This window comes from Shewanella indica (assembly GCF_002836975.1).
Taxonomy (GTDB): domain Bacteria; phylum Pseudomonadota; class Gammaproteobacteria; order Enterobacterales; family Shewanellaceae; genus Shewanella; species Shewanella indica.
The window spans coordinates 17,074-35,699 of sequence record NZ_NIJK01000054.1 but is presented as its reverse complement, the minus strand read 5'-3'; the positions used below and the strand labels follow the sequence as shown (position 1 = coordinate 35,699).

The window sequence follows — 18,626 nt, the reverse complement described above, 5'->3', positions numbered from 1 at the left end:
TTTAAAAACTCCACTGATATTGATCGGCCAGCAGCTTGAGGCTCATCACCAGAGACATGACCACCACCAGCGGCTTGATGATCTTGCTGCCCTTGGTGATCACCAGACGAGAGCCCAGAGTCGCCCCGGCGGCCTGCCCTGCCAGCATCACCAACCCCAGCAGCCACACCACCTTGCCACCGAGGGCAAAAAAGATGAGCGAAGCAATATTGGTGGAAAAATTCAGTACCTTGGCATGAGCCGTCGCCTTGGCCAGACCGAACCCCGCCAAAGACACAAACGCCAGGGCAAAGAAGCTGCCGGTGCCCGGGCCGAAAAAGCCGTCATACAAACCCACCCCGAGTGCGGCGGTAAAGGCAAATACCCCAGGTGTCAGAACCCTGGCGCGGTCATCTTCGGTAATTTTTTTGGAAAACAAGAAGTAACAACCAATAGCCAAAATAAGAAACGGCAGCATCAACTCCAGCACACTGGCATCTATCAACTGAACCAAAATCGTACCGACTGAGGCGCCGACAAAGGCGCAGCCAATTGCCAGTTTCATATCACCCAAATTCACCATTCCTTTACGGACAAAGTAGAGGCTGGCGAAGAAACTGCCACCACAGGCCTGTAGCTTGTTGGTGCCGAGTGCAGTCGCCGGAGGCAGTCCGGCCCACATAAGCGCCGGAATAGTCAACAGGCCACCGCCACCGGCGATAGAGTCAATAAAGCCCGCCACCAGAGCAACCAAAAACAGAACCGTAGCCAATTGCAAAGTGAGTTCAAATGCCATTTTTATGTTATCGAATACTGAGTTGAAGGATTGCTATTAGACGCAGTTTGCCCGCAAAAGGCAAAGGAGTTATTCTCGTTTTCACGTGAGATTTTCTCACACAATAAACAGCGGAGAAAACATGTTTCAGGAATTACCGCCTCTCAATGCCCTGCGTTCATTCGAGGCGGCGGCAAGGCTGCAAAGCATTACCCTGGCGGCGCAGGAGCTGTATGTGACCCACGGTGCCATCAGCAAACAGGTGCGCTTACTCGAGAGTTTTCTGGGGTTCAGTCTGTTTGTGCGTCAACACAGGCAACTGGCGCTCACTGATGAGGGGCGGCAATACCTGCCGCAGGTGCAGGCGGCACTGCAGACCCTGGCCAATGCCACCGCCGAGTTGAAACGTCAAAGTCTCAAGGCGCAGACCCTGGCTATCAATGTGTTGCCCAGCCTGACCATCAACTGGTTAATCCCGAGAATGGAGGAATTTAAGTCACGCTTTCCGCAATTGTATGTGGATCTCACCATAGGCGACTTCGCCGTCGACTTTGCCAGCGGTCGCTACGACATCGCCATTCGCTCCGCCACCAGTGAGCCTCAGGGAGTGAATGTGATCAAACTGATGGATGAAGAGCTGTGTCTGGTGTGCTCACCACTGCTGGCTCCCAAGCTAAAGCAACTGGAAGATATCAACCAGGTGACGCTGCTGAAACACACCACCCGTCCTGAGCTTTGGCCTTACTGGGCCAGGCAACTGGGGATAAAACTTACCACAGAGCAGAAGTTTGGCGTCGAGCATTTCTATATGCTGAGTCAGGCCGCCGCCAGCGGCATGGGGGCGGCGCTGATCCCGCGTTTCTTTATCGAAGATCAGCTCAAGGCCGGCACTCTGGTGATCCCCTTTGAAGCCCCCTTTATCAGCCCCTACAGCTATTATCTGTTAACCCCCAAGTCCAGCAGTCTGCCACGTAAATCGGCGCTGTTTATCGACTGGTTGCTGTCCGAGTTTGCGCCATATCGCGTGCATTGTTAGTGCAAAACAGAGAATCGTGCTGAGTAATAAAGCCTGGCAACTAATCACAGCTCAAATCTTTTTATAGCTACTTTTCAACACTATGAAGTAAAAAGTGACTCCCAGGTAACAGATAACCCGGATTCAAGTCCAAAGTACAACACTGGCGGTTTGATTCGGTGACCTACATTACAGGCAACCGACGCCATTGGAATGAACTCGTTTGCTTATTCCTTGCTCCAGTGAGCCTGGAGGGGCAACCAAGATTTTGGCAAGGGCTCGAAGGGGAGTAACCTATCAACACCAAGGAGGAGGTATGAAGCACTATCGAGGCAGTTGCCTTTGCGGCAAGGTTCGTTTTGAAATCAACGCTGAGCTGCAGCAATTCTTTTTGTGTCACTGCAGTCGCTGCCGCAAGGATTCAGGTTCGGCCCACAGTGCCAATCTGTTTTCAGACAGCGCCGAGTTAACCTGGCTCAGTGGCCAGGACGCCATTACTGCGTTTACCCTGCCAGGTACCCGCCACAGCCGCCACTTTTGCGCCGTTTGCGGCTCGGCGCTGCCCCAAGCGGTCGAAGGTGGCCGCCTGCTGCAAATACCCGCAGGTAGCCTGGACGAAGAGCCGGGGCTGACTCCCCAGGCGCACATTTTTTGTCAGACGCGCGCCGCTTGGGATCAGGCTTTGGAACAAGTGCCCTGCCTGGAGCAGGGCCCGGTTTAAGAGTATAGGGCACAGCACTGTGATAAAGGCGCCTACTGCCAGTCCACGTAGCGGTGCCTGACTCGGAAGCGGTTATCTCAGCAGCGATTACCTAGAAAGCTGAGACTTATGATCCCGGGTTTACCGCCAACTCCACCATAGCGGCGGTGTACATCTTAAGGTTCAGCTGCAATTGCTCGCGGGTGATAAACTCATGTTCGCTGTGGCCTGTATACTCGACACCTGGCATGGCCGGACCAAAACTGAGGGCATTGGGAAACAGTTTACTGTTGGTGGAACCGCCAATAGCGACAGGTTTAGGGTCGGCAATACCGGTAAACTCGGCAAACACATTGAGCAGGGTCTGCAGATGCGGCGCCTTATCCATCACCTTGGGCTCGCCCCAATAACTGCTGACATCGACCAGAGTCACACCGTGGGATTGCTGCCAACCGGCCAGCGCCGCAGACAGCTGTTTATCCAAAGTTTCCGGGCTCTTGCCTACGGGGCGCCTTAGGTTAAGCGTAATGCTGGTCCCCCCCTGCCCCCACTCCACCACAGTCGGCGCCAGCGACATAGGCCCCATAAAGTCATCGCTATAGCCCAGCTCACCAAAACGCTCGGCATAGAGGTCCAAGCCTATCATTTCGTTGATAAATGCCAGGGTTAATGCCGACTGGCTCGGCGCGAATATCTCAGACTCCAACAGCGCAGCCAGATGCGTTACTGCATTGACACCATCTTCAGGGGTTGAGGAATGGGCCGATTTGCCATTGGCGGCGATCTCCAGGCTGTCGAAATCCAGGGTAAAATCATAGCGCACCCCATGCTGGGACTCTGCGGCGCGTTGCAAACGGCTGACCATGGCGCTGTCGGCTCCGCGGATCAGGGCCAAGGCCTGCTGGGGGATCTGACTGGCAAAGGAGCCACCGCTGAAATGCTGCAGCTGCGGTTTATCGAAATTAGGCGCCTTGACTTTGGCTTCAGGTATCGTGAGTTTTATCTGACTCCAGCCCTTCTCGGCGGTGACCACAGGATATTCGGCGTCTATGGTGATATTCATATCGGCCGCTTGATAGTCCTTGAGAAACACTTTCAGCGGCTCCCAGTCCGACTCCTCGGCCAGATATACCATAAGCTCAATGCGGCGATTCAGTTTTACCGACTTGTCCTTGAGCGCCTTCATGGCGTACATGGCGGTGACTATCGGCCCCTTGTCATCTTCGGTGCCGCGGCCTATCAGCTTGCCCGGTTGCGATTGAGTATCCAGTTGATAGGGACTCTGGTGCCAAAGGGTTGAATTGGCCGGTTGCACATCCCCGTGAGTAATAATGCCTAGCTTGTTAGCGCCGCCGCCCCTGTCTTCGCCAAGGCCTATCAAGAGCACATAACCGTGATCGGCATAATCCAGCCCCAACTGCTCCGCTTGGGCCTTGAGCGCCTGCTTGAAGCCGATGAATTCCGGATTGGTGTCGGGCGTCAACCCTGGGATAGCCTCGGTATTGAAGTACACCAACTCGGCGAGGCTCTGTTCCATCTCGCTGCCGTAGCGGTCAAGACTGTACTGGGCCAAGGTTTTCGACAGTGGCGAGACTTTACTCAATGCAGACTCAGTACCTTGGGCAGCACTTACGCTTGAAATATGGCTTGAAACCTGGCTCGAAGCCTGAGCCGTAAAGCCGCTCTCTGCGCTTACAAAAGGAGCGAACAAGCACAGGGACAGCGACAGGGATAAACGGGAAACTGTTCTTATCATCATGGCAGGGTGGCTTTTGTTATCTTTTATTATCAAAGGCCTGAGAGTGTGCCACAGATACAGTTTCGATACTGCATTCGCTAAATTTTGTTACAAACTAAACAGGACAAAATTGGCCTTTTTCAATACGCCATGTTACTAAGGACGGCTTCGGCGCGGCCCGCCGCGCCATACGGGAGATAAACACCAGCATAGAGGAATAACAATGAAGGGAATGACCCTCTCTCCAGTGGCTCTGGCCCTGGGACTGGCGCTGACACTGAGCGCCTGCGACAACCAGCCTGTATCCCAGAGCGACACATCTGCCCAATCCCAAGCGCCTGCGCTCCAGAATGGCACAGGCACCAACCCAGCCGCTGCCAAGGCCGAACAAACCCGGGACAATCCTTTCTTCCAGCCCTGGAATACTTACCTTGAAATCCCCGCCTTTGATCGCATCCAGTCCGAGCATTACCTGCCGGCCTTCAAACAAGGGATTGCCGAGCGCAAAGCGGAAATTCAGGCCATCATAAACAATCCGGCCGCCGCTGACTTTGCCAACACCATAGAAGCCATGGAACGCAGTGGCGCCTTGCTGACCAAGGTGTCAGGGGTGTTTTATAACCTCACCAGCGCCGACACCTCCGCCGAGCTGCAGAAGATCTCCAAGGAAGTATCCCCGCTGTTGTCTTCCAGCCGCGATGATATTTACCTGAACAACGCCTTGTTTCAGCGGGTCAAGGCTGTCTATCAGCAAAAAGATCAGCTGGTACTGAACCCGGCGCAGCAGAAGCTGCTCGAAGACACCTACAAACGCTTCAGCCGCGGCGGTGCCAACCTGGATGACGCAGGTAAAGCGGAGCTTCGAAAGCTCAATGAGGCGATTGGCAAGCTGAGCCTGGAGTTCGGCGATAATGTGCTGGCAGAAACCAACGACTTTGAACTTGTGATAGACCAGCAGGCCGATCTGGCCGGTCTGCCGCAGGATGTGATTGACGTTGCCGCCCAGGCGGCCATCAAGCGCGGCCATTCCGGCAAGTGGGTATTTACCACCCAACGCCCCTCCGTCACCCCGTTTTTAACCTATGCCGATAATCGTGAGCTGAGAGAAAAACTCTACAAGGGTTATATCGAGCGCGGTAACAACGACAACGCCCACGACAACAAGAAGGTGCTGGCAGAACTGGCGGCTCTTAGAGCCAAACGAGCCCAGCTTCTGGGCTATCCGAGCCACGCCCACTATGTGCTGGAAGAGCGTACCGCCAAGACTCCGGAAAATGTCTACGCCCTGCTGGATAAAATTTGGCCCGCCGCCCTGGCCCAGGCCGAAGCCGAAAAGGCCGAGATGCAAAAGCTTATCGACAGCGAAGGCAAGGACTTCAAACTGGCCGCCTGGGACTGGTGGTACTATGCCGACAAGATACGCGTCGCCAAGTACAGCTTTAACGAACAGCAGACCAAGCCTTACTTCTCGCTGGAAAACACCCTCAAGGGCGTGTTCTACACCGCCAACCGCCTCTATGGCATCAGTGTCACCGAGCGTGACGATCTGCCCAAGTATCACCCGGATGTACGCACCTTCGAGGTGAAAGACAAAGACGGCAGCGTTATCGGTATCTTCTTTGGCGATTACTATGTGCGTGACAGCAAACGCGGCGGCGCCTGGTCCAATGCCTATCGCCGTCAGGCGGTGGTCGATGGCGTCAACGAGCAGCCCATCATAGTCAACGTGCTCAATTACCCTCGTCCCAGTGGCAATGAGCCGACGCTGCTGACCTTCGATGAAGCCGGTACCCTGTTCCATGAATTCGGCCATGCGCTGCACGCCTTGCTGTCCAAGGTGGAGTATCGTTCCCAGTCCGGCACTTCCGTGCCCCGCGACTATGTGGAGTTCCCGTCACAGGTGATGGAAAACTGGATGACTCAACCGGATGTGCTGGCGCATTTTGCCAAGCACTATCAAACCGGTGAGGTGATCCCCCAGAGTTTGGTAGACAAGATCCGCGCCGCCAGCAAGTTCAACCAGGGTTTCGCTACGGTGGAATACATGGCAGCCACCAAGCTGGATCTGGACTGGCACAGCAGCAGCGTCACCGAACCTCAGGATGCGGCCGCCTTCGAGCAGCAATCGCTAAGCAAGATGGGGCTGCTCCCCGAGATAGCGCCGCGCTATCGCTCCACCTACTTCAGCCACATCTTCTCCGGAGGATATTCGGCCGGTTATTACTCCTATATCTGGTCTGACATTCTCGGCGCCGATGCCTTTGAGGCCTTCAAGGAAAACGGTATTTTTGACCCGGCTACCGCCAAGGCTTTTCGCAGTAACATCCTAGAGCGCGGTGGCAGTGAAGATCCTATGGCGCTTTACAGGGCGTTCCGTGGTCAGGAAGCCGCCATTGAGCCACTACTGCGCAGTCGCGGCCTGCTGGCGGAATAAACGCTTGCCGGATTGGTAATGCCCAGCCACGCAAACAAAAAAGCCGTTCGCTGAGTGAACGGCTTTTTTGTTCTTTCTCAGGGCTGGACTTTTTCAGTGTTGGACTTTCTCAAGACTGGGCTTTCTCAAGGCTGACCGGTGTATTGCTTGACTCCGGGCGGGATAACAAACCAGTCCTGCTTTTCACTGACCCAGGCATGGGCGCTCGGCTCAATGATACGGGTATCTTCCAGGTTGCTGGGCTTGAGCTTGATACTCTGCGGCTCAGCCGGGTTGTAGTGATAGATACGATTGCCGCAACGACCACAAAACTTGGCGGCGCTGATATTACCGCTAGCCGAACCACGCTGCCAATGGCTCAGTTCGCCACTCAATTCTATATCTTCGGCTCTGACAATCGCCGTAATGCTGAAGGCACTGGTGGACAGCTTCTGGCATTCCTTGCAGTGGCAGGCCAGCACCATCTGCGGCGGCGCCAACAAGCGATAACTGACTGCGCCGCACTGGCAACTGCCCTTGATGGGATAACGAATAGCCTCCATAGCTTTTATCACCTTCTCTTAGAAAAACACCCGCCATTTGGCGGGTGTTATCAAAGGGTTCAGTCTACCAGGCCTCGGCGCTTGAGCAGCGCATCCACTGTGGGTTTCTGGCCGCGGAACTGGATGTAGTCCTGCATCAGATCCTCACTGTTCCCCTTGGAGAGAATTGCCTGACGATACTTGTCACCATTGGCTCGTTTGAGGCCGCCTTCTGCCATGGTATGGGCAAAGGCGTCGGCTGCGAACACTTCGGTCCACAGGTAAGCGTAATATCCAGCCGAGTAACCGCCGCCGAATACATGACTGAAATAAGTCGACTGGTAACGCGGCAACACAGGCGCATAATCCAGGCCGTGCTTGGCGCGGGCCTTGGCTTCGAAGGATTTAACGTCCGCCACTTGTTCACCGGCCTTTAAGGAATGCCACTCCATATCAAGCAGCGCCGCGGCCAGGTACTCTACCGTGTCATAACCCTGGTTGAAGCTGGCCGCTGCACGTACCTTTTCCAGCAAGGCTTGCGGAATCGGCTCGCCGGTTTTGTAGTGCTTGGCATAGTGAGCCAAAACATCCGGATCTATGGCCCAATCCTCGTTGGCCTGGGAGGGGAACTCAACAAAGTCCCTCGGGGTAGCGGTACCAGCCAGGCTTGGGTATTTCACCTGCGAGAACAAACCGTGAATGCCGTGACCAAACTCATGGAACATGGTAGTCACTTCATCAAAGGTCATCAGCGTAGGCTGACCTTCGGCTGGTTTGGGAATATTGAGCGCGTTATAGACCACAGGTTTGTTATCCAAAAGGAAACTCTGGGTCACCAACTCATCCATCCAGGCGCCACCGCTCTTGCCCACTCTGGCGTAAGGGTCCAGATAGAAAAGCCCGATGGAGCTGCCGTCTTCGTTGAATACTTCCCAGGCGCGGACATCCTCCTGCCATACCGGCAGATCCTTACGCTCTTTCATCGTGATGCCGTAGAACTTCTGCATGGCGTAGAACATGCCGTCATTCAGCACTGTATTGAATTCGAAATAGGGCTTGATCTGGCTCTCATCCAGATCGTATTTGGCCTTGCGAACCTGCTCGGCATAGAAGGCCCAGTCCCATGGCTGCAGCTCAAAGTCGGCACCACTAGCCTTGATTTGCGCCTGGATATCCTTGCCTTCAGCCTTAGCCTTGGCAACGGCCTTAGGTGCCAGGTCATCCAAAATGGCAAATACCGCATCCGGATTAGCGGCCATCTGATCGGCCAGTACATAGTCAGCCCAGGTTTCATAACCCAGCAGTTTGGCCTTTTCTGCACGCAACTGTGCCTGCTTGAGTACGATAGGACCATTGCTGGCCATGGCGCGATTGGCCGAAGTCTGCCAAATTTTCTCTCTCAGGCCTCTGTCCTCCAGGCTCGACAGCAGTGGTTGGCGGGTAGTATTCACCAGGCTTATCAGGTAGCCCTCTTTACCCGCTTCCTTGGCGGCGTTGGCCAGGGCGCCTATCTCATCCTCACTCAAGCCTTTGAGCTGCGCCTTATCGGTCACCAGGATCACATCATCCTTGAACGACTTGAGAATGTTTTGCGAAAACTCGGTCGACAATGTAGCCAGCTCACCGTTGAGTTCACGCATTTGGGTTTTGTCGGCTTCGCTCAATTTGGCACCGGCACGGACGAATTGATTGTAATAGAAGTCCACCAGGCGCTGATCTTGAGCGCTCAGGCTATCTTTATGGTGGTAGACGGCTTCAACCCGGGCAAACAACTTGGGATTGAGGAAAATATTGTCGCTGTGCTCGGTGAGCTTGGGAACGATTTCCCCTTGAATGGCTTGAAGCTCATCATTGGAAAGCAAGCTCACCATACTGAAAAACACTCTTGTTGTGCGGTTGAGAAGAGCGCCGCTCTTTTCCATAGCCACTATAGTGTTATCAAACGAAGCGGCTTCGCTGTCGTTGATTATGCTGGCGATCTGCTGCTTGTGTTCCTTGAGCCCGGCTTCAAAGGCCGGCAGATAGTCTGCTGTCTTTATCTTGTCGAACTGCGGCGCATGATACTGCAGCGGACTTGGGCTGAGCAGCACATTGCTTGCGGTTTGCTCAGCGCTTTTTGCCTCTGGCATACTTTGACTCGCTTCTTTGGCCGGGGTATTGCTGACGGTTTCTTTGGTTTGCTGTTCGGCACAGGCACTCAGCACCAGTGCAGCGCCTATGGCGGTGGCGATTAATGTCTTACGCATCTTGACTCCATTAACGGCAGGCTATTGCTTAGTTATGATTAAATACCCGGGACACCCGTCTCGGCGGGGCAACAGCCCTGTTGATTCCCGCCATTACCTTAACAACTCTTCCGCTCTTTGGACAATGACTTAACTGTAAGAAATTCTGCTTACTTACCGTCAATTCGATATGAATGCGCACGCGTCCAGCCGATAGCTCAAGCATATCTGTTGGACAAGAAAAGTGTGCGCCTGCCACAGCATCGGGTGGCACCAACCTGCCCAATGTCACAAATTGTCACTGGTTTTTACCGTCCAATGTCACATAAATGTCTTCGCCTTTCGCTATACTGCGCCTCGCCTAACCAGGTTAATCATATGATTAACAACAGGTTGACAAGGTGATGGCGGGAATGTCTCCCGGGGTCAATAATAAAAACCAAGAGTAGTAAACAATGCAAACCAAGACATTAATCACACTGGCGATTGCCGCCGCACTGGGACTCAGTGCCTGTAACAGCGACGACAATGATGAACCAACGGTCAGCGTAGATCTGCGGGTATTGGAAACCACAGATCTGCACACCAACATCATGGATTACAACTATTACAGCGGCAAGGAAGACCCCACTATAGGTCTGGCCCGTACCGCCAGCCTGATCCATGCCGCCCGCAAAGAAGTCACCAACACTGTATTGGTCGATAACGGCGATCTGCTGCAGGGCAGCCCTATGGGCGACTATATGGCCAAAGTAGGTATCGCCGATGGTGAAGTGCATCCCGCCTACAAGGCGATGAACCTGCTTGATTATGCCGTGGGTAACATAGGCAACCACGAATTCAACTACGGCCTGGATTTTCTGGAAAAATCCCTCGCTGGCGCCCAGTTCCCCTATATCAACGCCAACGTTTATTGTGATGCCGATGATTGCTGGAACGGGGTCAAAAAAGGTGACAACCTGTTTACCCCATACCTTATCAAGGAAACCGAGGTTAAGGACACTGACGGCAACAGCCACAAGCTCAAGATTGGTTATATAGGTTTTGTGCCTCCGCAAATTATGCTGTGGGACAAGCAGAACCTCACCGGCAAGGTACGTGCCGAGAGCATAGTGGAGAGCGCCAGGAAATTTGTGCCGCAAATGAAGGCTGAAGGCGCCGATATCATTATCGCCATTCCACACTCAGGCATTGGCTCCACCGAAAACCCAGGCGATCCTGCTGCCGAAAACGCCACCTATGCCCTCACCTATGTCGACGGCATTGATGCCATCATGTTCGGCCACAGCCACTCCATCTTCCCCGATGCCCGCTATGCCGACTTGCCCAACACAGATGTGGAAAAAGGCCTGCTTAACGGTGTCCCCGCCGTGATGCCGGGTCGCTGGGGCGACAACATGGGCCTGGTCGACTTCAAACTGCAACGTAAAGACGGCAAATGGACAGTGCTCTCGGCCCGCACCGAGGCACGCCCCATCTATGACGGCACCAACAAGACACCGCTGGTGGAAGCCGATAAGGACATTCACGACGCGGTTGAGCTGGAACACCAGGGCACTATGGCCTTTGTCGAGCAGCCAATCGGGGTCGCCGCCGCCGACATGTTCAGTTTCCTGACGCTGGTGCAGGACGACCCGACTGTGCAGATTGTCTCCGACGCCCAGATAACCAACGTCAAGGCCAAACTGCCGGAAGCACTCAAGTCATTGCCGGTACTCTCTGCAGCCGCGCCGTTCAAGGCCGGTGGCCGTCACAGCACCACCAGTGATGCCGATCAGTATGTGATGGTGGACAAAGGGCCGCTGACCTTCAAGAACGCCGCCGATCTCTATCTCTACCCCAACACTATGGTGGCGGTTAAGCTAAACGGCGCTGAGCTGAAAGACTGGCTCGAGTGTTCGGCCAACCAGTTTAACCAAATAGATCCAGCCAGCACTGAGCCGCAAGAGCTGGTGAACTATAACCACCCCACCTATAACTTTGATGTTATTGATGGCGTGACCTACAAGATAGACGTGACTCAACCGAGCAAATTCGACGCCGATTGTGCTCTGGTCAATGCCGATGCTTCGCGGATTATAGATCTGGCTTTCACCGACAACGAAGGCACTGTTTATACAGGTGAAACCCTGGCGGCCAAGGAGTTTATCGTCGCCTCCAACAACTACCGCGCCTTTGGCGGAAAGTTTGCCGGCACCGGCAGCGAGCACGTGGTACTGGAACTGCCGGACACCAACCGTGAAGCTCTGGCGGCTTACATCACAGAGCAATCCAAGTACAATCCTGAAACCGACAAGTATGACGCCATGGTTAACCCCACGGCTGACTATAACTGGGACTTCAGGAATATAGATACGAATGTTGCTCTGGACATCCGCTTTGTCACCCAGGACAGTGACAAGGCCGCCAACTTCATCCAGGCCAACCAGCAAAGGACCATGACCAAGCTGAGTACCGATGAACTGGGCTTTGCCGTCTACCGCATAGATCTCAAGCCTGCCCAATAAGGCTGTCAGCTGAGACATAAAACGAACCAAGCGCCCTCAGGGGCGCTTTTTATGTTTCTTCACAGATTAAACTTGCCATGATTTAAGCCTTTGACAATGTTATAAAGTAAGTACAGTAAAACACCAGACTCACTCAGCCGTCACGACGGCAAGATTGCAGGAAATCTTTTATGTCTTCGATACCCGCGCCCTTCTCCCAAGCCTGTGAAAACAACCGCGAACCGATACTCAGGATTCTCAAACAGGCATTCTCAGGCTGCCGCAGGGTATTGGAGATAGGCAGTGGTACCGGTCAGCACTCGGTCTACTTTGCCCCAGAGTTACCGCACCTGGTGTGGCAATGCAGCGATCAACCCCAGTATCTGGATGGGATCCGCGCCTGGCATAGCAAACTCCCGGCGAGTAATCTGGCCGAGGTGATCACTCTGGAGGTGTGTTCCCCCTGGCCGCAGGCGGCAACTGAGCCGGCACCGGATGCCATCTATAGCGCCAATACTGCGCATATCATGAGTCAACCCATGGTGGAGGCGATGTTTACCGGCATAGGCAGAGTATTGCAAAGCGGCGGCCGTTTCTGCCTCTATGGCCCCTTCAACTACCGAGGCGATTACAGCAGCGACTCCAACCGGGTGTTCGATGCCATGTTAAGGCAGCGCGATCCGCAAAGCGGCATTCGCGATCAGGAGTGGATCCTGATGCTGGCCGCAGCCCAGGGGCTTGAGCTTTGTCAGGATCATGCCATGCCCGCCAACAACCGCCTGCTGGAGTTTATTCGTAAAACGGTTCGCTAACGGAGACAAAGTGATGGGCAAAACAAATGTTTTGCCTGAAAAGTCCAGGCGCTATCTGCCTCTGAAACGCCTTTGTTTTTACACGGCTTTGGCGTAGAGAAACAGATCTGTGGCCTTGACCTCGCCCTGCTCCAGATAGGGTTTACGCAGACTATCGATAAGCTCAAACCCGGCCGCGGCCAACTCACTGACGAAAAACACTTCGGGATAATAGTGGATAAAGATCCTGTCTCCGGAACTGGAGCTTTGGTAGCCGGACGCTTGATAGTCATCCTCCATCGAGGCCAGGTACAGGAGCCCGCCGTCATTCAGTAGCGCACGGCAGTCTTGCAGTAAGGCAATCACGTCCTGACGTTCAAGATAAGGCGTAACGAAGAGCAGAAGTATTGCATCAAAACCCTCTGGCGTGTCTAAGTCTTCTAGGGCATTAAAGTCATCAAGGATATTAGAGCCATCAGAAACCCCAAGACTTACGGACGCAGCAGTGTTTTCAGACACATCAAGAGGGGCGATAGTCTGCACGGCATCAGTTTCAAGCAGCGACGTCAGACAACCAAGCTTGCGGCTATCCAGCCGATAAAAACGTCCCTCGGGCAACAATTCACCGGCAAGCGCCACCATGGCCGGCGCCGCATCTATACCCACTATCTCGAGCTCAGGCACCCTGTCTACCAACGTGCCGCAGACATGCCCTGGGCCACAGCCTATATCCAGTAACCGCAGGCGCCGCCCGGCACAGGCCTGATACTGCTTCAGCAAAGAAGCGAATCGGTTATGGGCCGAGTCATAACAATCGTTGCCGGCAAACTTATCCCGATAGGAAAGCGCCATTTTGTCAAAGGTTGCCACGGTTTCCCGGTACTTATCCATTGTGCTTCTCTCCCTGCACCATCAAGAGTCGAGGCTCAGCATACTGACTGGCACAGAAAAAAGCCAACCTCAAGGGTTGGCTTTATCAGAGAGGACTTATTCGCAGCTTCCCTTATCAAGGATGGCAGACGTTATGCAGCTCCAGGTTGGTACCTATATCCTTGTTGCGGTTGGCCTTGGCATCGTCGTTACGCAGCTGGGTCAGATGATCCAGATAGGCCTGATCCACATCCTTGGTGATGTAGTGACCATCAAACACTGAGGTTTCAAAGCGCTTGATATCCGGGTTTTCCATTCGCACCGCTTCCACCAGATCGCTCAGATCCTGGAAGATGATGCCATCTGCGCCAATGATACGGGCGATTTCATCGGCATCACGGCCATGAGCAATCAGCTCATTGGAGGTTGGCATGTCTATGCCGTAAACGTTGGGGAAGCGGATCTCAGGCGCAGCCGAGGCGAAATACACCTTCTTGGCGCCGGCTTCACGGGCCATCTCGATGATCTGCTCTGAGGTGGTACCACGCACTATGGAGTCGTCCACTAGCAGCACATTCTTATCCTTGAACTCGGCGCTGATGGCATTGAGCTTGCGTCTGACCGACTTCTTACGCTCCTGCTGCCCAGGCATAATGAAGGTACGGCCGATATAGCGGTTCTTCACGAATCCCTGACGGTAAGGCAGATCCATGCCACGGGCAATTTCCAGGGCGATATCACAGGAGGTTTCCGGAATAGGGATCACCACATCGATATCATGGTCATACCATTCCTTGCGGATCTTCTCACCCAGCTTGGCACCCATGTTGACCCGGCTGGCATAGACTGACACCTTGTCTATGGTGGAGTCCGGACGGGCAAAGTAAACGAATTCGAAGATACAAGGGGCATAACTTGGCGCTTCGGCGCACTGACGGGTAAACAACTCACCTTCCGTGGTGATATACACGGCTTCGCCGGGAGCCACATCGCGCATCACTTCGAAACCAACGGCATCCAGTGCCACACTCTCTGAAGCCACCATATACTCGGTCCCAGAGGCTGTCTCATGCTTACCAAGCACCAGAGGACGAATACCGAAAGGATCGCGAAATGCCACCAAGCCCTGACCAATAATCATAGCCACCACGGCGTAGGCACCGCGGGTATCGGCGTGCACCCGGGAAACGGCATCGAACACTTCATCCGGGCTCAAGGTCAGGCTGTCGGTTTTATCCAGCTCATCGGCCAACAGGTTGAGCAACACTTCAGAATCGGACGTGGTGTTCACATGGCGGCGCTTGTTGCGCAGCCCTTCGGCCAGTTGCAGTGTGTTGGTCAGGTTGCCGTTATGCGCCAGAGAGATCCCGAAAGGAGAGTTCACATAAAACGGTTGGGCTTCAGAGGCACTGGAGCTGCCGGCGGTGGGATAACGCACATGGCCTATGCCGGCGTTGCCCTGCAGCCGCTGCATATGCTTGGGTTCAAATACGTCCTTGACCAGACCATTGGCCTTACGCAGGCGAAAGGCATTCTGATCGATAGTCACTATGCCTGCAGCATCCTGGCCACGGTGTTGAAGCACTGTCAGTGCATCATAGATGGTCTGATTGACCGCCGAGCGGCCAACGATTCCGACGATACCACACATGGGTAAGCTTCCTCATTGTAAGATGTTCTGATAATTGTATTTTTTATATTTTGGGTACAAAGCTTGAGGTATTTTCCAAGTAGTCAAAAAACCACTGGATAACCACCCCGAATTCGGGCACCAGTTGCGAACCCTGCCACCAATCGGTTTTGGGCGCGCCGGTAAAGGCATCCATAAAAAAGAGTATGGCACTGACTATCAATGCGCCGCGCAGCGCACCGAAACACAGGCCAAGAATTCTGTCCGTTCCCGAGAGCCCTGTCTTGGAGACCAACTGGCCTATCAAATAGTTCACCAAGGCCCCCACTATCAGGGTAACAATAAACAGGATGGCGATAGCAACCCCGTTTCGCAGCACCTCATCATTGATTTGGGTGATATGAACGGCAAGGTCTTGATAAAACTGGCTGGCGATGAAAAAAGCGGCGAACCAAACCACCAGCGACATGGCTTCTTTGGCAAAACCACGGATCAGACTGATAAGAGTCGATAATCCGATAACTATGATAATGGCGTAATCTATCCAAACCATGGGTAGAAGTATCCGGTGAAGATTTAAGTCGGCGGGATTCTACCAGAGAAGGCAAGCATTCTCACCCCCGGGGGCGTAAATAATTGCTTGCCGACTCGGGGCAAACTGTCATCTTTCCTGTGGGTTATAGCGAACTACTTTACCCTTGAGTTTGGTCAGCTGTTCCACTTTCTGCTGTTGCTGTTTGATGCGTTCGCTGGAGACATCCGGACCGACAAACACCCGGGTCAATTTGCCGTCCACAGGCTTATCCGGCAAGGTATAGGCGCTGAATCCGGCCTTGCGCAATTTGGCCACCAGGGCTTTGACATTGGCCGCATTACTGAAGGCGCCGAGCTGTAAAGTCCAGGCCGCATCACTGGGTTTGGCCTTGGGTTCGGGAGTCTTTTTGGCCTCCTGCGGCTTGGATTGGGCGGTGTTGGAAACACTGTTTTCGGTAGCCTTCACCTCGGGAGCGGGTTCGACTTCAACCTGAGGCTCGTCTGTCTCCTGCGCCAAGTCCAGAGTCTCGGCAACATCCAGGGTTTGAAACTCCCCCGGCTCCGCCAATTGCGATTCGGTATCCGGCCGCAGCGGAATTTCAGTGAACTGCTCTTGCTGGCGCTCTTTCTTGCCATCGAGAATGTCAGGTAAAAAGATCACCCCCAAGGCGACCAATACTACGGTACCTACCAGACGGTTATGAAACTGAGTCGACAAAATATCTTCCTTCCAGTCTTAGATAAGCGCTTTAAAGCCCGAAACAGTGTAAAAGGAGCCAAAGACAATTACCACATCTTCGGCGCCGAGTTTGGGTTTGAGGTATTGCCAGCAATCTTGCATCTGTTCAAATTCCCGGGCGTCACAGCCTTCCGGCAGGGCTTTTCGCAAACGGCCGGCATCGGCACCACGCTCATTATGCAAGGTCACCAACAACCAGCTGTCTATGCTAGGCGCCAGCGCTTGCATTACGCCTTCGATATCCTTGTCCTTGAGCATACCGCAAACGCCATAGACTCGCCCCTTGGCCTGCAGTTCATCCAGCCTTTGCGCCAGATAGCGGGCCGCGTGGGGATTGTGCGCCACATCCAAAATAATCAGCGGCGCCTCGCAGATATGCTCCATTCTGCCGCTGAGCCTGGCACTGGCGAGCCCTGAGCAAATCGCCTCTTCGGAAAGCTCAGGCCAGAGTTGTTCCAGCGCCGCCAAGCTGGTGGCGGCATTGGGCAGAGGTAATTGCGGCCTGGGTAAGCCCTCAAACTGCCAGTGCTCACCGCAAAAATCCCAGCCAGTGCTGGTTTGCTTGTAGCAAAACGCCTGCCCCACCGCCTTGAGTAAGGCGCCCTTTTCATTGGCAACCTCAACCACGCTGGCAGGCATCTCGGCATCGCCTACTATCGCCGGGCGGTTGTGACGGAAGATGCCGGCCTTCTCACGACCAACCAGTTCCCGGGTGTCACCAAGATACGCCTGATGATCAAGATCTATGGCGGTTACCACACTGACATCGGCATCTATGATATTGGTAGCATCCAGCCGGCCTCCCAGGCCCACTTCCAGAATAACCAGATCCAGCTTGGCCTGCTTGAACAGCAGTAACCCGGCCAGGGTGGCATATTCAAAGAAGGTCAGCGAGGTGTCGCCTCTGGCCGCTTCTATGGTTTCAAAGGCCGAGATAAAGTCGCTATCCGGCGCATCGACACCGTCTATCCGCACCCGCTCATTGTAATTGAGGATATGGGGCGAGCTGTAAACTCCGACCCGATAACCCGCCGCGCGCATGATCTGCTCCAGCATACGGCAGGTGCTACCCTTGCCATTGGTACCGGCAACTGTGATCACCTTGGTGCTGCCCAGTGACTGCACCCCGAGCCTGGTGGCAACTTGGGTGACCCGCTCGAGCCCCATGTCGATTTCAGTCGGATGAATAGCCAGCAGGTAGTCCAGCCAAACTGACAAAGGAGCATCGGCTCCAGGTAGTGGCGGCAGATGAGCGGATGATTGCGACATTTGATTCTTCCCTTAAATCTTGATGTTGCCGCAAGCAAAAGCGTGGCGGCAACAGCATGCTAACGGTTTCAGTCCGGCATAAACAGTGGGCCCATAGCCAACTTGGGCAATTGATATTGCTCAGGATAGCTGACATGCACCAGATAGAGGCCATTGGGTTTGGCGGTGGGAGCAGCCTTGGTTCTGTCTTTAAGCTCCAGCAACTGTCCCAGCCAATCCAGCGGCTGATTGCCAAGCCCCACTTCCAGCAGCGAGCCGACAATATTACGCACCATATGATGCAAAAAGGCATTGGCTTCGATATCCACTATCACATACATGCCCTGGCGGGTCACACTGACTCTGTGCACATTGCGAAACGGGGTGCGCGACTGGCATTGGATCGCCCTGAAACTGGTGAAGTCGCGCTCACCCAGCAGATACTGAGCTGCCTGATGCATCTTCTGTTCGTCGAGGTCGCCGTGATAATGGCTGACGCCACCGCGCAAAATGCCGGGACGGAAATTATGGTTGTAGATGATATACCGGTAGCGACGAGCAGTTGCCGAAAAGCGGGCATGAAAACTGTCGTCTACCTCTTTGGCCCAGCGCACCGCAATATTGTCCGGCAGATTGGCATTGACGCCCAGGGTCCAGGCGCCTTCTTTACGAATGGCAGAAGTATCAAAATGCACCACTTGCCCGGTGGCGTGTACCCCGGCATCGGTGCGACCGGCGCATTGCAGTGCTATCGGCTCATTGGCGACCAGAGACAAAGCCCGCTCCAACTGCCCCTGAACTGAATCCACTTCGGCCTGGCGCTGCCAACCATAATAGCCGCTACCGTCATATTCGATACCCAACGCAATACGCATCTGTTTCTCCCCTGATCTCAAGGCGGCGAATTCTACCACAGAGCGGGCATTCGCCTCCAAGAAAAA

At 54.2% G+C, this 18,626-nt stretch carries 15 protein-coding genes; 5 read left to right on the top strand and 10 right to left on the bottom strand.

Annotation, left to right across the window (positions count from 1 at the left end; translation table 11 throughout):
- Nucleotide 1: 1 nt before the first annotated feature.
- On the bottom strand, nt 2-775 hold the full coding sequence (locus tag CX650_RS19120) for a TSUP family transporter (protein WP_101096745.1): 774 nt from the start codon (nt 773-775) through the stop codon (nt 2-4).
- 121 nt (nt 776-896) lie between these two features.
- Between CX650_RS19120 and gcvA the strand changes: the two genes are divergently transcribed.
- Nucleotides 897-1,790: a transcriptional regulator GcvA gene (gene gcvA, locus CX650_RS19115; RefSeq protein ID WP_101096744.1), complete on the top strand. Its 894-nt coding sequence runs from the start codon at nt 897-899 to the stop codon at nt 1,788-1,790.
- Nucleotides 1,791-2,085: 295 nt separating this feature from the next.
- Nucleotides 2,086-2,490 carry a GFA family protein gene (locus tag CX650_RS19110; protein WP_071475888.1) on the top strand — a complete coding sequence of 135 codons (405 nt, stop codon included), beginning with the start codon at nt 2,086-2,088 and terminating at the stop codon, nt 2,488-2,490.
- A gap of 106 nt (nt 2,491-2,596) precedes the next feature.
- Here the strand turns inward: CX650_RS19110 and CX650_RS19105 are convergent, their stop codons facing one another.
- Nucleotides 2,597-4,228, bottom strand: a complete 1,632-nt coding sequence (locus CX650_RS19105) for a dipeptidase (protein ID WP_229800021.1) — start codon at nt 4,226-4,228, stop codon at nt 2,597-2,599.
- 202 nt (nt 4,229-4,430) lie between these two features.
- On the opposite strand from CX650_RS19105, the gene CX650_RS19100 reads away from it, so the two are divergent.
- Nucleotides 4,431-6,641 carry a M3 family metallopeptidase gene (locus tag CX650_RS19100; protein ID WP_101096743.1) on the top strand — a complete coding sequence of 737 codons (2,211 nt, stop codon included), beginning with the start codon at nt 4,431-4,433 and terminating at the stop codon, nt 6,639-6,641.
- 125 nt (nt 6,642-6,766) lie between these two features.
- Here CX650_RS19100 and CX650_RS19095 read toward each other — a convergent pair whose 3' ends face one another.
- Entirely contained in the window at nt 6,767-7,183 is a 417-nt protein-coding gene (locus CX650_RS19095) for a GFA family protein (RefSeq protein WP_101096742.1), read from the bottom strand.
- Between the two features lie 59 nt (nt 7,184-7,242).
- The gene (locus CX650_RS19090) at nt 7,243-9,408 is read right to left on the bottom strand and encodes a M3 family metallopeptidase (protein WP_101096741.1); all 2,166 of its coding nucleotides are present in this window, start codon (nt 9,406-9,408) and stop codon (nt 7,243-7,245) included.
- 434 nt (nt 9,409-9,842) lie between these two features.
- On the opposite strand from CX650_RS19090, the gene CX650_RS19085 reads away from it, so the two are divergent.
- Both CX650_RS19085 and CX650_RS19080 read left to right on the top strand, forming a co-directional pair.
- A complete protein-coding gene (locus CX650_RS19085; RefSeq protein ID WP_101096740.1) occupies nt 9,843-11,894 on the top strand; it encodes a bifunctional 2',3'-cyclic-nucleotide 2'-phosphodiesterase/3'-nucleotidase in 2,052 nt (683 codons plus the stop codon).
- A gap of 170 nt (nt 11,895-12,064) precedes the next feature.
- The gene (locus CX650_RS19080; protein ID WP_101096739.1) at nt 12,065-12,685 is read left to right on the top strand and encodes a DUF938 domain-containing protein; all 621 of its coding nucleotides are present in this window, start codon (nt 12,065-12,067) and stop codon (nt 12,683-12,685) included.
- A gap of 78 nt (nt 12,686-12,763) precedes the next feature.
- Here the strand turns inward: CX650_RS19080 and CX650_RS19075 are convergent, their stop codons facing one another.
- The 6 genes from CX650_RS19075 to truA form a co-directional block, all read right to left on the bottom strand.
- Complete coding sequence (locus CX650_RS19075; protein ID WP_101096738.1) at nt 12,764-13,555, bottom strand: class I SAM-dependent methyltransferase; 792 nt, start codon at nt 13,553-13,555, stop codon at nt 12,764-12,766.
- Between the two features lie 115 nt (nt 13,556-13,670).
- Entirely contained in the window at nt 13,671-15,185 is a 1,515-nt protein-coding gene (gene purF / locus CX650_RS19070) for an amidophosphoribosyltransferase (protein WP_039033440.1), read from the bottom strand.
- A 43-nt stretch (nt 15,186-15,228) separates the two neighbouring features.
- Nucleotides 15,229-15,717, bottom strand: a complete 489-nt coding sequence (locus CX650_RS19065) for a CvpA family protein (protein ID WP_025889046.1) — start codon at nt 15,715-15,717, stop codon at nt 15,229-15,231.
- A gap of 108 nt (nt 15,718-15,825) precedes the next feature.
- Nucleotides 15,826-16,416 (bottom strand): SPOR domain-containing protein, encoded by a 591-nt coding sequence (locus CX650_RS19060; RefSeq protein WP_071475894.1) that lies wholly within the window; start codon nt 16,414-16,416, stop codon nt 15,826-15,828.
- An 18-nt stretch (nt 16,417-16,434) separates the two neighbouring features.
- Nucleotides 16,435-17,706 carry a bifunctional tetrahydrofolate synthase/dihydrofolate synthase gene (folC, locus tag CX650_RS19055; RefSeq protein ID WP_101096737.1) on the bottom strand — a complete coding sequence of 424 codons (1,272 nt, stop codon included), beginning with the start codon at nt 17,704-17,706 and terminating at the stop codon, nt 16,435-16,437.
- A gap of 68 nt (nt 17,707-17,774) precedes the next feature.
- Nucleotides 17,775-18,560, bottom strand: coding sequence for a tRNA pseudouridine(38-40) synthase TruA (gene truA, locus CX650_RS19050; protein ID WP_101096814.1), 786 nt, complete (start codon nt 18,558-18,560; stop codon nt 17,775-17,777).
- Nucleotides 18,561-18,626: the final 66 nt, after the last annotated feature.

Excerpts from the sequence above, each read along its gene's own strand:
- CX650_RS19120 (WP_101096745.1), bottom strand. The coding sequence starts at position 775 with ATGGCATTTGAACTCACTTTGCAATTGGCTACGGTTCTGTTTTTGGTT.
- gcvA (WP_101096744.1), top strand. The coding sequence starts at position 897 with ATGTTTCAGGAATTACCGCCTCTCAATGCCCTGCGTTCATTCGAGGCG.
- CX650_RS19110 (WP_071475888.1), top strand. The coding sequence starts at position 2,086 with ATGAAGCACTATCGAGGCAGTTGCCTTTGCGGCAAGGTTCGTTTTGAA.
- CX650_RS19105 (WP_229800021.1), bottom strand. The coding sequence starts at position 4,228 with ATGATGATAAGAACAGTTTCCCGTTTATCCCTGTCGCTGTCCCTGTGC.
- CX650_RS19100 (WP_101096743.1), top strand. The coding sequence starts at position 4,431 with ATGAAGGGAATGACCCTCTCTCCAGTGGCTCTGGCCCTGGGACTGGCG.
- CX650_RS19095 (WP_101096742.1), bottom strand. The coding sequence starts at position 7,183 with ATGGAGGCTATTCGTTATCCCATCAAGGGCAGTTGCCAGTGCGGCGCA.
- CX650_RS19090 (WP_101096741.1), bottom strand. The coding sequence starts at position 9,408 with ATGCGTAAGACATTAATCGCCACCGCCATAGGCGCTGCACTGGTGCTG.
- CX650_RS19085 (WP_101096740.1), top strand. The coding sequence starts at position 9,843 with ATGCAAACCAAGACATTAATCACACTGGCGATTGCCGCCGCACTGGGA.
- CX650_RS19080 (WP_101096739.1), top strand. The coding sequence starts at position 12,065 with ATGTCTTCGATACCCGCGCCCTTCTCCCAAGCCTGTGAAAACAACCGC.
- CX650_RS19075 (WP_101096738.1), bottom strand. The coding sequence starts at position 13,555 with ATGGATAAGTACCGGGAAACCGTGGCAACCTTTGACAAAATGGCGCTT.
- purF (WP_039033440.1), bottom strand. The coding sequence starts at position 15,185 with ATGTGTGGTATCGTCGGAATCGTTGGCCGCTCGGCGGTCAATCAGACC.
- CX650_RS19065 (WP_025889046.1), bottom strand. The coding sequence starts at position 15,717 with ATGGTTTGGATAGATTACGCCATTATCATAGTTATCGGATTATCGACT.
- folC (WP_101096737.1), bottom strand. The coding sequence starts at position 17,706 with ATGTCGCAATCATCCGCTCATCTGCCGCCACTACCTGGAGCCGATGCT.
- truA (WP_101096814.1), bottom strand. The coding sequence starts at position 18,560 with ATGCGTATTGCGTTGGGTATCGAATATGACGGTAGCGGCTATTATGGT.